9 protein-coding genes and 1 pseudogene are annotated in these 12,144 nt (G+C 72.0%); 7 read left to right on the top strand and 3 right to left on the bottom strand.

Translation table 11 applies throughout. The annotated features are described in order from the left end of the window. Positions 1-243 precede the first annotated feature (243 nt). On the top strand, positions 244-768 hold the full coding sequence (locus tag ACWZEH_RS32135) for an RICIN domain-containing protein (protein ID WP_456194572.1): 525 nt from the start codon (positions 244-246) through the stop codon (positions 766-768). A gap of 131 nt (positions 769-899) precedes the next feature. Here ACWZEH_RS32135 and ACWZEH_RS32140 read toward each other — a convergent pair. Beyond that, positions 900-2,084 (bottom strand): annotated as a pseudogene (locus ACWZEH_RS32140) (ISL3 family transposase); the annotation flags it as partial. 645 nt (positions 2,085-2,729) lie between these two features. Between ACWZEH_RS32140 and panD the strand changes: the two are divergent. From panD to ACWZEH_RS32155, 3 genes are all read left to right on the top strand, one after another. Continuing rightward, positions 2,730-3,149, top strand: coding sequence for an aspartate 1-decarboxylase (panD, locus tag ACWZEH_RS32145; RefSeq protein ID WP_456194573.1), 420 nt, complete (start codon positions 2,730-2,732; stop codon positions 3,147-3,149). Between the two features lie 86 nt (positions 3,150-3,235). Further along, positions 3,236-3,583, top strand: coding sequence for a GNAT family N-acetyltransferase (locus ACWZEH_RS32150; RefSeq protein ID WP_456194574.1), 348 nt, complete (start codon positions 3,236-3,238; stop codon positions 3,581-3,583). Positions 3,584-3,599: 16 nt separating this feature from the next. Continuing rightward, the gene (locus tag ACWZEH_RS32155; RefSeq protein ID WP_456199953.1) at positions 3,600-4,238 is read left to right on the top strand and encodes an aspartate/glutamate racemase family protein; all 639 of its coding nucleotides are present in this window, start codon (positions 3,600-3,602) and stop codon (positions 4,236-4,238) included. 489 nt (positions 4,239-4,727) lie between these two features. Here ACWZEH_RS32155 and gndA read toward each other — a convergent pair whose 3' ends face one another. Continuing rightward, entirely contained in the window at positions 4,728-6,167 is a 1,440-nt protein-coding gene (gene gndA / locus ACWZEH_RS32160) for an NADP-dependent phosphogluconate dehydrogenase (protein ID WP_456194575.1), read from the bottom strand. A 441-nt stretch (positions 6,168-6,608) separates the two neighbouring features. Between gndA and ACWZEH_RS32165 the strand changes: the two genes are divergently transcribed. Continuing rightward, positions 6,609-7,928: a transglycosylase family protein gene (locus ACWZEH_RS32165; protein WP_456194576.1), complete on the top strand. Its 1,320-nt coding sequence runs from the start codon at positions 6,609-6,611 to the stop codon at positions 7,926-7,928. Here ACWZEH_RS32165 and ACWZEH_RS32170 read toward each other — a convergent pair. Next, positions 7,918-9,141, bottom strand: coding sequence for a DMT family transporter (locus ACWZEH_RS32170; protein WP_456194577.1), 1,224 nt, complete (start codon positions 9,139-9,141; stop codon positions 7,918-7,920). The genes ACWZEH_RS32165 and ACWZEH_RS32170 overlap by 11 nt on opposite strands. 367 nt (positions 9,142-9,508) lie before the next feature. Between ACWZEH_RS32170 and glgA the strand changes: the two genes are divergently transcribed. After that, entirely contained in the window at positions 9,509-10,648 is a 1,140-nt protein-coding gene (gene glgA, locus ACWZEH_RS32175; protein WP_456194578.1) for a glycogen synthase, read from the top strand. A gap of 52 nt (positions 10,649-10,700) precedes the next feature. Next, positions 10,701-11,921: a glucose-1-phosphate adenylyltransferase gene (glgC, locus tag ACWZEH_RS32180; protein ID WP_456199955.1), complete on the top strand. Its 1,221-nt coding sequence runs from the start codon at positions 10,701-10,703 to the stop codon at positions 11,919-11,921. The last annotated feature ends 223 nt before the right edge of the window (positions 11,922-12,144 follow it).

Here is a 12,144-nt window from a genome sequence, read left to right on the forward strand (position 1 = left end):
TCAATGAACTTGGCCAGAATCGGCGCCCGGCTCGGCGGCCCTCCCGCAACGCCTGCTGCAGAGGCTTGTTCGCCCGCGTGCCCGCGTGCCGGGCCTTCGCCGTGAGCACCACATAGTCGCTGGCCGTGAACCGCAGCGCCTGCACGGGGCGAGACCGGATGACATGCGGCCTGGTGCCCTCTCGGGCCAACAGGGCCCCAAAAGCAGGCGTGTCTGCGAGAGCGGTGTGTCGTTGGGACAGCCATGAAGAAGATCTGTTCCCTCGCCATCTCCGTGGGCCTGGTCGCGGCGCTGACCGGAACCGCGCAGGCCAATGTGCACCCCGGCCGTGCACCGCTGCCGACCAACCAGATCATGAACGTGATCAGCGGCTACGTCATCGACAGTGCCGGGAAGACCGGCAGCAGCCGGGTGCCGGTCTACATCTACAAGGACGCCGCCAATCCCTCGGACAATCTGAGGTGGAGGTATGACCCGGCCACCCAGCACATCATCAACATCGCGACCGGCTACGTCCTCGACAGCGGCGGCGACACCAGCAGGCCCGTGGTACAGGTCTACGCCTACAAGGACGCCACCAGCCCGTCGAACAACCTGAAGTGGAGGTGGGACGCCGACAGGCAGCACATCGTCAACGTTGCCACCGGCTACGCACTCGACGCCGGACCGATCCGCTCGACCAGCCCCAGCTCGCAGTCCCTCTTCGCGTACTGGGACAACACCAGCACCTCGGACACGCTCAGGTGGAAGACCGACATCTTCGACTAACCACGGTGAGCCTGACCTCCAGCGCACGAACCGCGCGGTGCCATGACCAGGGGCCCCGCTTCGGCGCGGGCCCCTCGGGGTCTGTCAAACGAGCGGGTCTGTTCCGTAGTCGGTGATGACGGAGGGTGTGGTCAGCCCAGGAGGATGCGGTGGCGGAGGAGGGGGAAGCTCGCGCGGCCGTACAACTGGCGCTTGATCAGCTTGGTTTTGTGGTTCACGCCTTCGGTGCCGCCGTTGTGGTGCGGCAGGGTGAGGGCGGCGTCGACTGCGGCGCGGTCCTTCTCGAGGCCCCGGGTGAAGGCATGCGGGTGGGGCAGGCCCTCGGCCTGGGCCGAGGTGATCCAGGTGCTCAGCAGGGTGGCATTGCCGTCGCCGGGATCCAGCAGCACGGCGAAGTGGCGGATGAGGTCGGTCAGAGCGGTCATCTCGTGGCGGGCACCACGGGCGGCCTCGGTACGTTCCCGCTGGTGGTCCTTGAGGCGGTCGGGGCGGGTGAGCAGGTAGCGGGCCAGGCGCCGGGGCGAGAGGGCGGGCCGGTCGGCCTCGACACGGCCCTGGTTGATGTAGCGGACCAGCAGGTTCGAGCTGCCGGTGTAGCCCAGCTCCCTGATCTCCTGGAGGAGATGGGTGACGGGGACGGCCGGGTTCTCCAGTCGGCGCTTGCGCAGGTGGTCGCGGTAGGGATCCGCGAGGGTGGGCCGGTACTTGGGGGCGCGGATGAGGCGCTCGGGCTCGGCGACACGGTCGTAGCGCTTGACGGTGTTCAAGGCGAGGTTGAGGCGCCGTGCGCACTCCAGAAGTCCGGCTCCGTGCTCGCGCAGGGCGTGGACCTGCTGCCAGCGCTCGCGGGTGGTGGCGGCCTGTCTCCCCTCAGCCGCGGGCGGGCCCGCTTTCGCCCAGCAGGTGCTGTGCGCGGAGACCTCCTTGCGGACGGCCTCGGCGAGGTTGTGCCACAGGTGCCAGCGGTCGCTGATCTGGACCGCGTCGGGCAGGGCTCGGCGTACCGCCTCCGCGTAGGCGGCCGATCCGTCCCGGCACACGGCCTCGATGCCCGGATGTCCGCGCAGCCAGGCTTCCAGAGTGGCGGCTTCGCGGCCGGGCAGTACCTCGATTCGCTCACCGGTCTCGGCGTTGATGATGATCGTGGCGTAGCTCTGCCGGCGCCGCAGGGCGAAGTCGTCGACCCCGATCACTCGCGGGATCCGCACCGCCGGCACGGACACCCGCCGCAGCAGCCGCAGGGCGGAGGCGTACGACACGGGCACGGCCAACGATCGGGCGAGTCGGGCGGACGCCCGGCCGCATGACTCTACGGCGCCTGCGCGACGAGTCGATATCGGTGCGGGTCTCGTCGGGGTGCGACTGCGGTCCCACGGGCAAGATGGCTCCTCGAGGCTGGCCTGAGCCTGATCGCGGCAGCGGCTCGCGCTCTGCTCTGGCCGAATTCCGAACGTCCTTGACACCCGCCCTGTGCCACCGCCAGGAGTCACCGGACGAGCCACAGCCATGGTCGTGAGAATCGCCGGTTTGGCCAACCGGCGATCCGCCGCTATGTTGCCGCGCTGCTTCGGCCACTCAGATTCATGGAGCTGTGGGCGCCTCCTCCTTTGAGGCGGGATACGAGGGACGTGGGCCGGCTGACCCACGGCGGCGCGTGGTCCGACTTCCGGTCGAGCGCCTTCGCTCCTGACTGCCGTCCAGACCGTCCGCGTGACGGTGATCACGGACGTCCTCCGGGGGGTGCTGCGTAGGCTTGGGCCGTCGCCGCGGTGGGGTCCGCGAGAGGGGGCGAAGCCCTCCTCCAATCACCTGACGGGGCGTCAGAAAAGTCGGCAAGTGGTCAGCATGGGCCCTGAAAAACCTGGGGACAGCTGCCCGAACATGCGACTCGTTGTAGGGTGTCGAAACAGCCCTTGACCTGCAAAAACGCAGGCAGGGAGCCTACTTGTGGGAGTGCCCCGATGCTGCGTACAATGTTCAAGTCCAAGATCCACCGCGCCACCGTCACCCAGGCCGACCTGCACTACGTGGGATCCGTGACGATCGACGCCGATCTGCTCGACGCCGCCGATCTGCTGCCCGGTGAGCTCGTGCACATCGTCGACATCACCAACGGGGCCCGGCTGGAGACGTACGTCATCGAGGGGGAGCGCGGCTCCGGTGTCGTCGGGATCAACGGGGCCGCCGCGCATCTCGTCCACCCCGGGGACCTGGTGATCATCATCAGTTACGCTCAGGTGACCGACGCCGAGGCGCGGGCGCTGGAACCCCGGGTGGTGCACGTGGACCGCGACAACCGCATCGTCGCCCTGGGAGCCGACCCGTCCGCGCCGGTGCCGGGGTCGGACCAGCAGCGCAGCCCGCAGGCCGTCACGGCCTGAAAGGCGTGACCGGCGCGGACGGGTGCGCACGGTGGCACGCGCACGGTGGCCACCGTGACGGACAGCGGCAGGAGCGTGACGTGTTCATGAGCGACATCGAGATCCGCGACGACCGGGCGGCGGGCCGTCTGGAAGCGGTGGCGGGTGACGGCGAGGCCGTCGGCCGGATCGAGTACTTCGTCCTCGAATCCCCCGAGCGCGCACTCGTGCCGGTGCACACCGTCGTCGAGCCCGCCCACGAGGGGAAGGGCATCGCAGGCTCCCTGGCGAGCGGGCTGTACGCCACCGCCGCCCGCGAGGGTGTCGTGGTCGCCCCGCTCTGCCCGTACGTCACCCAGTGGGCCGCACGCCATCCCGACGCGGCCCCGGCCGCCTCCCCGGATCCGATCCGGGCGGCGGAGCAGTGGCTGGCGGCGCACCCCGAGCGCTTCTGAGTCGTTGGACGCCCCCGTGCTCGCCCTCCTGCACACCTCGCCGGTCCACGTCCCCGTCTTCGACGCCCTGCGCGACGACGCCCATCCGGAGCTGGAGCTGCGGCACCTCGTAGACGAGGAGCTGTTGGACCGGGCTCGCGCGGCGGGCCCCGAGGCCGTGGCCCGTGACGTACGGGCGAGACTGCGGGAAGCCGTCGCCGCGGGCGCTCGGGCCGTGCTGTGCACGTGTTCGACCATCGGCTCGGTCGCGGAGGCGTCGGCCGACCGGATCGGTGTGCCGGTGCTGCGGGTCGACCGGCCGATGGCGGGCGCGGCCCTGGCCGCCGGGCCGCGTGTGGTCGTCCTCGCCGCCCTGGCGAGCACCCTCGGTCCGACGGCGGCCCTGGTCGAGGAGGAGGCGCGCCGCGCCGGCCGCCCCGTCGAGGTGCGCACCCTGCTGGTCGAGGGTGCCTGGGCCCGCTTCGAGGCGGGCGACCCGGAGGCGTACGTGCGTCAGGTCGCCGCTGCGGCAGACGCCGTCACCGGCGCCGACGTGATCGTGCTCGCCCAGGCCTCGATGGCCCCGGCGGAGCGCTTCACCACGACCACCGTCCCCGTGCTGTCCAGCCCGCGGGCAGGGCTCGCGGCGGGCGCGGCGACGGTGGGCTGCCGGTAGCGCCACCCGGGTCTCTCCGCTTCGGACGGACGGGTGACTGGGGACGCGGCCATCGGGTAGGCGGGGGAGTAGTCCAGAGCCGACGCCGACCGACTGGCCGGAGGACACCGCCATGACGCAGCCACATCCGGATCCCGCCCCACCTGAACCCGCACCGGACCCGGTTCCGCCGGGGCCCGCACCGGGCCCGGACCCCCAGCCTCCCCAGCCCCACCCCGATCCGGTCCCGCCTCCGGAGCCGCCACCCGGCCCGGCACCGACACCCCCGCCTCCGACGCCTGGCCCGCCCGCCCCGGGGCCACCCGTTCCCGGACCGCCGCCCACGCCGGGGCCACCGCCCGGACCGTCCCCCTCGCCGATTCCGCCGGGCCCGGAACCCGCGCCGAGCCCGGAACCGGGCCCGCCGCTCACCTGACGGCCGGCACGGCACGGCACGGCACGCGGGCGCCCGCCGACCACGTCGGCGGGCGCCCGTCAGAGATCCTCCGCCTACGCCGGGACCTCGCTGCGGTCGTCGCCCCACAGCGTGTGGAACGACCCGTCGCGGTCCGTGCGCCGGTAGGTGTGCGCGCCGAAGTAGTCCCGCTGCCCCTGGGTGAGCGCGGCCGGCAGGCGCTCCGCGCGCAGCGCGTCGTAGTAGGCGAGGGCCGCGGCGAAACCGGGGGTCGGCACGCCCTGGCGGGTCGCGGCGATCAGCACCTCGCGCCAGTCGTCCTGCGCGTCGGCGATCTCCCGCGCGAACGTCTCGTCCGACAGCAGGCTCGGCAGATCGGCACGGGCGTCGTACGCGGCGCGGATACGGTCCAGGAAGGCCGCGCGGATGATGCACCCGCCGCGCCAGAGCGCGGAGACCGCGCCGAGGTCGATGTCCCAGCCGTACTCCTCACTGCCCGCGGCGATCTCGTGGAAGCCCTGCGTGTACGACACGATCTTCGACGCGTACAGCGCCTGCTCCACCCGGTCCGCGAACGCCGCGGCCTCTGCCTCGCCGAGCGGCGCGGCCGTCGGACCCGCCAGCCCGCGCGAGGCCTCGCGCAGCGCCGCGTGCCCCGACAGCGAGCGCGCGAACACCGCCTCCGCGATTCCCGACACCGGCACGCCCAGGTCGAGCGCGATCTGCACGGTCCAGCGCCCCGTGCCCTTCTGCTCCGCCTGGTCGACGACCACGTCGACGAACGGCTTGCCCGTGGCCGCGTCCACGTGGGAGAGCACCTCGGCCGTGATCTCGATCAGGTACGAGTCCAGCCGGCCGGTGTTCCAGGTGCGGAAGATGTCCGCGATCTGCGCCGGCGTGTACCCGGCGACGTCGCGCAGCAACTGGTACGCCTCGCCGATCAGCTGCATGTCGGCGTACTCGATGCCGTTGTGCACCATCTTCACGAAGTGCCCGGCACCGTCGGGGCCGACATGGGTCACGCAGGGCGCGCCGTCGGCCGCCTTCGCCGAGACCTTCTCCAGCATGGGGCCCAGCGACTCGTACGACTCCTTCGAGCCACCCGGCATGATGCTCGGCCCGTTCAGCGCGCCCTCCTCGCCACCGGAGACACCGGTACCGACGAAGTGGATGCCCTGCTCCCGCAGCGCGCGCTCGCGGCGCCGGGTGTCGGCGAAGTGGGCGTTGCCGCCGTCGATGATCATGTCACCGGGTTCCAGCAGCGGCGCGAACTCCTCGATCACCGCGTCCGTCGGCTCACCGGCCTTCACCATGACGACCAGCCGCCGCGGACGCTCCAGCGCCGCCACGAACTCCTTCGCCGTCTCGGCCGCCACGAAGCCGCCCTCGTGCCCGAACTCCTCCACCAGGGCGTGCGTACGCGCCGCCGTCCGGTTGTGCACCGCGACCGTGTAGCCGTTGCGGGCGAAGTTGCGCGCGAGGTTGCGGCCCATGACCGCGAGACCCGTGACGCCGATCTGCGCTGAACTGCTCATTGGGTTGGCTCCTAGTGACCTCGGTATCGGTACTGCCGGGATGTCGGTGCTGCCAGGGCATCGGTGCCGCCGGTCGCTGCCCGCCAGTCCCCCCGTCGACCATTCTGACCATCCTGACGCGCCGCTACCGTGTCCGCACATGCGGGTCGTACGACATCCCGCCGCCACATACGGGCGGGAGCCCTCTCCGTACTCATCCGCGCCCGTGTCCGTACGCTCCGGGCCGGTTCGGGCTCGCCCGGGTGCCCCCGGCACACGCGTACGCGCCCGGCGTACGCGCCGCGCCCGGCGGGAAGCATGCCGGGCGACGGCGCCAAGCGGGGCGCAACGGACGAAAAGTACCGGCCACTTGGCGCATCCGCGCGGCTGATAGCCGTCTTGTCACGGCCGGTTCGCAACGCTTACTTTGGCCACTTCTGACGCATTGTCGAGGGGGGCTCCATGGCCGTGCGCGGTCGGCATCGCCGGTACCAGCCGAACAGAATCAACCGGGCCTCGCTCACCGTCACCGCGGGTGGTGCCGGAATGGCGCTTCCCCTTCTGGGGACCGGGGTCGCCGAGGCGGCCGACGTCGACACGTGGGACAAGGTCGCCGCGTGCGAGTCCAGCGACGACTGGGACATCAACACGGGCAACGGCTACTACGGCGGACTCCAGTTCACCCAGTCCACCTGGGAGGCCTTCGGCGGCACCCGGTACGCGCCGCGCGCGGACCTGGCCACCAAGGACCAGCAGATCGCCATCGCCGAGAAGGTCCTGGACGGTCAGGGACCCGGCGCCTGGCCGGTGTGCTCGCAGCGGGCCGGACTGACCCGGGGCGACGGCGCCCCCGACATCCGCCCGTCCGCCGGCCGCTCCGGCAGCACCGACGCGAAGAGCGACGCCGAGCCCGGGGCGAAGGCCGAGGGCAGGAGCGGCGGCAAGAACGGCACGGGCACCGCCACCACCGTCGAGGACGTCAGGCCGCAGAACACACCCCAGTCCCGCGCGGGCCGTGCCGAGATGTACACCGTGGTCCACGGCGACACCCTCTCCGGCATCGCGGAGGAGGAGCGGGTCCGCGGCGGCTGGCGCGGGCTGTACGACGCGAACAGCGCGACCGTCGGCACCGACCCCGACCTGATCCTGCCCGGCCAGCGGCTCACCCTCCCCAACGGGAAGGCCGCACCGGCCCGCCCCGCCCCGAAACCCGCGGACACGGCCGGCAAGAACAAGAAATCCAAGAGCGGGGCGCCGGGGACGAAGACCCCCGAAAAGAAGACCCCCGAAAAGAAAGCGCCGGAAAGGAAGGCGCCGGAGAAGAAAGCCCCCGCGCAGCGCACCGGGGAGCGGGCGGACCGTGCCACCCAGAAGAGCGGCACGCGCGTGGCCCCGGTCGCCGCTCCCCTGGGCACGCCGTACCACCAGGCCGGTTCCTCCTGGTCGAAGGGCTACCACACCGGTGTCGACTTCCCCGTGCCCACCGGCACGTCCGTGAAGTCGGTCGCGCCGGGCACCGTCGCCAGTGCCGGCTGGGAGGGCTCGTTCGGCTACCAGGTGGTGGTCCGGCACGCCGACGGCCGCTACAGCCAGTACGCGCACCTGTCGGCGATCTCGGTGAGGAGCGGCCAGTCGGTCGCCGCGGGCCAGCGCATCGGCCGGTCCGGCTCGACGGGCAACAGCTCGGGCCCGCATCTGCACTTCGAGGTGCGGACGGGACCCGGTTTCGGATCGGACGTCGACCCGGTCGCCTACCTGAGGGCGGGCGGCGTCAGGATGTGACGCGCATGCGGTCCGGCACGTGCGTCGGGAGGTACGGGCCGCCGTAGAAGGGCGCGTACGCGAACACCGGCAGCGACGGCTCCGCCGCTACGGTCTCCGCCCCGGCCGCCGGGGCGGAGACCGCGGCAGCCGGGGCCGGCACCCGTGCCCGTACGTCCCGGGCGAGCTCGGAGCGCAACAGCCGCTCGACGGAACCGGACAGCGAATCGGCATCGGCCGCCCTCAAGGACCGCCCGTCGGTCGCCGCTCCGGCCATCGCGACCTCCACCTCCAAAGCCGCCGCACCCACCGGAGCCGCCGGGACGACCGCGGAGCCCCGGGAAGCCCCCGAGCCTGCCGGTGCCACCGAGGAGTCCGCCCCGGCACTCTCCGCCCGCCGCCGCTCACGCGCCAGCCGCTCCGTCGTCAGCAGGATCAGACCGCCGGCCGCCACCACGCCGCAGCTCAGCGCGAGCGCCGTGCCGGTCGCACCGTAGCGGAAGGTCTCACCGAACATCGTGAGGCCGACCGCCGCCGCGACCACCGGGTTCACCACCGTCAGCGTGGCCAGCGGAGCCGCGAGCCCCGCATCCCGGTAGGAGGCCTGGGAGAGCAGCAGGCCGGCCGTGGCCAGTACACCGATCACCGCGAGGGAGGGAACGTCCCCAGCCGAGACGCCGTCGGCCCAGTCCACCGCCACGGTCTTGGTGAAGACGGACGACATGCCGAAGGCGATACCGGAGGCGACGGCGAGCAGGATGCTGCGCACCGCCGGATGCCGCTGCACGGTCCGGGCCGCGACCATCAGGGCGACGACCGCGACGGCCGTGACCAGTGCCACCGCCACCCGCTGGCCGGTGTCGAGGGACTGCGCGTCCGACGCACCGACCAGGGACAGCAGCCCGGCGAGACCGACGGTCGCCATGAGAGCGCCGCGCCACGCCGTCGCTCCCGCCCTGCGGCCGACGAACAGCGCCGCCATCGGCAGCGCGAACACGATCGTCAGCGCGCCCAGCGGCTGGACCACGCTCAGCGGGCCGTAGGCGAGCGCCACCACGTGCAGCAGACCGCCGAGGCTGTTCAGCGCGACCGCCGCCCACCAGGCCGGCCGGCGCAGCGGCGCGTACTGCTCGCCGGGTGAGGACACCGCGACCTGCTCCTGCACGATCGCTCCGCCCGCGTACGCCACGGCGGAGACGAACGACAGCAGCACGGACAACGCGAGGGCGCTCATCGGCAGCTCCTCTGCGTGAGACCGGGGCGCCGGCCCCGGCGCGGCGAACAGTCGGCTTCCATGAACAACACGATGCCGTTTTTCGGTGTTCCCGTCGTCGTCCCTGAGCACTCAATGAGTCCTACTGCCGATGGAGTACGAGGACGCCCCCCTCATCCCCTGGGTGGGCACCCGGGGGACGACAGGGACGGACGGACCCCGACGGTTCCCCTAGGGGCTTCGTACCGGCGTCCCCGCGGTCCCCGGGCGCCGCGGAGCACTCCGCAGTACCGCCCCGTTGCGTCGTCCCGTCCGTGACGCTCTTCCCCGCGCGCGCCGTCCGGGGTGACCATGAGGGCAACGTCCGTTCAGACAGAGGGGTCCGCGGGTGCGAGCGGGACTACTGACCCGGGAGTACTCCCCGGACGTGTACGGCGGCGCGGGCGTCCATGCCGAGTTCCCGGCCAGGGAGCTGCGCCCCCTGGTTGACCTGGAGGTGCACTGCTGGGGCGAGGGCCGCGCCGACGGTGTGCGGCGTCACCGCCCCTGGACTGCCCTCGACGGCGCCGACGACGCGCTGCGCACCTTCTCCGTGGACCTCGCCATGGCCGCGGCGCTCGAGGGCCGCGAACTCGTCCACTCCCACACCTGGTACGCCAACCTCGGCGGCCACCTCGCCAAGGAGCTGTACGGCATCCCGCACGTGATGACCGCCCCCCTGCGCCCTTGGAAGGCGGAACAGCTCGGAGCTGGTTACGCCCTGTCGGGCTGGGCCGAGCGCACCGCCGTCGAGGCCGCCGACGCGGTGATCGCCGTCTCCGCGGCCATGCGCGAGGACATCCTCGGCTGCTACCCGGCCCTCGACCCGGCCAGGGTGCACGTCGTGCACAACGGCATCGACACCCGGCTGTACCGGCCCGACCCCGGCACCGACGCGCTGGAGCGGATCGGCCTCGGCCTGTCCCGGCCGTACGTCCTGTTCGTCGGCCGCATCACCCGGCAGAAAGGTGTGCCCCAACTGCTGCGGGCGGTGCGCGGCATCGATCCGGCCGCGCAGGTCGTGCTCTGCGCGGGCGCCCCCGACACCCCGGAGACCGAGCGCGAGTTCCGTGAGCTGTACGAGGAACTGAGCCGGGTGCGCGCGGGCGTGCGCTGGATCCCGCAGATGCTGCCGCGCCCCGAGGTGATCCGACTACTCACCCGTGCCGCCGCGTTCGTGTGCCCGCCGGTGTACGAGCCGCTCGGCATCGTCAACCTGGAGGCGATGGCCTGCGGCACTCCCGTGGCCGCCTCGCGGGTCGGCGACATTCCCGAGGTCGTGGAGGACGGCGTGAGCGGGGTGCTCGTCCCCGTGGACGACGCCTTCGAGCAGGGCCTCGCGCGGGCTCTGGACTCCGTCATCGGCGACCCGGAGGCCGCCCGGCGGATGGGCGAGGCCGGGCGGGAGCGCGCGGTCGGCGAGTTCGGCTGGGACGCGGTGGCCCGCCGCACGGTCCTGCTCTACGAGGAGATCCGCAAACAGGCTTAGCGGTACCCGCCCGGGGGCATGGATGGGGAAATTCGGCGTGAGGGGAGCGACCGTGCGTCGTGGTGGTCCTTCGGTCCTGGGAATCGTGCTGGCGGGCGGTGAGGGCAAACGCCTGATGCCTCTCACCACTGACCGTGCCAAACCGGCGGTCACCTTCGGCGGCACCTACCGGCTGGTCGACTTCGTCCTGTCCAACCTGGTCAACGGCGACATCCTGCGGATCTGCGTGCTGACCCAGTACAAGTCGCACTCGCTGGACCGGCACATCACCACCACCTGGCGGATGTCCAGCCTGCTCGGCAACTACGTCACTCCCGTCCCCGCCCAGCAGCGGCTCGGCCCGCGCTGGTACCTGGGCAGCGCGGACGCCATCCTCCAGTCGCTGAACCTGGTCCACGACGAGCGGCCGGAGTACGTGGCCGTGTTCGGCGCCGACCACGTCTACCGCATGGACCCGCGCCAGATGCTCGCCCAGCACATCGAGAGCGGCGCCGGCGTCACGGTGGCGGGAATCCGGGTGCCGCGCGCCGAGTCCTCCTCCTTCGGCGTGATCACCCCGGGCCCGGACGGCCGGACCGTGGAGCGCTTCCTGGAGAAGCCCGCCGATCCTCCGGGCCTCGACGGCGACCCCCAGCGTGTCTTCGCCTCCATGGGCAACTACGTCTTCACCACCAAGGCCCTCGTCGAGGCGCTCCAGCGGGACGCCGAGGACGAGCACTCGGTGCACGACATGGGCGGCTCGATCCTGCCCCAGCTCACCGAGCGGGGCGAGGCCTGCCTCTACGACTTCAGTTCCAACCACGTGCCCGGCGAGACCAGCCGCGACCAGGGCTACTGGCGGGACGTCGGCACACTGGACGCCTACTACGAGGCCCACATGGACCTGATCGCCGAGCGCCCCGCCTTCAACCTCTACAACCGGCAGTGGCCCGTCTACACCCACTCCGGCCAGCTCTCGCCGGCCCGGTTCAACGCCGGCGGCATGGCGAGCGAGTCCATCATCAGCGCCGGCTGCCTGATCCGCGGCCAGGTCACCCGGTCCGTGCTGTCACCGGGTGTGGTGATCGACCAGGAGGCCATGGTCCAGGGCTCGGTACTGCACGACAACGTGCACATCGGACGGGGCGCGGTGGTGCGCGGTGCCGTCCTGGACAAGAACGTGGAGGTACCGCCCGGCGCGACCATCGGCGTCAACCCGGAGCGGGACGCGGAGCTGTACACGGTGTCCGAGGGCGGCGTGATCGCCCTCGGCAAGGGACAACTGGTGCCGTAGCGCCCGCGCCCGTCAGCAGGACGGGCGCGGTGGTGCGGGAGGGGCGGGCCCCGGTCGGTGTGACCGCCGGGGCCTTTGTCATGTCCCTGGACGAGTGGCGGAAACCGTGCTGTTATGCCAAGTGCTGTTTGTGACAACGTTGTACAGCCACACACAACGCACAGAACAGAACACCGAGTACGCGAACCGAGCACTGAGCACGCGAACGAGCAGAGAGCCGTCA

The sequence above is a fragment of the Streptomyces yamdrokensis genome (assembly GCF_053890455.1).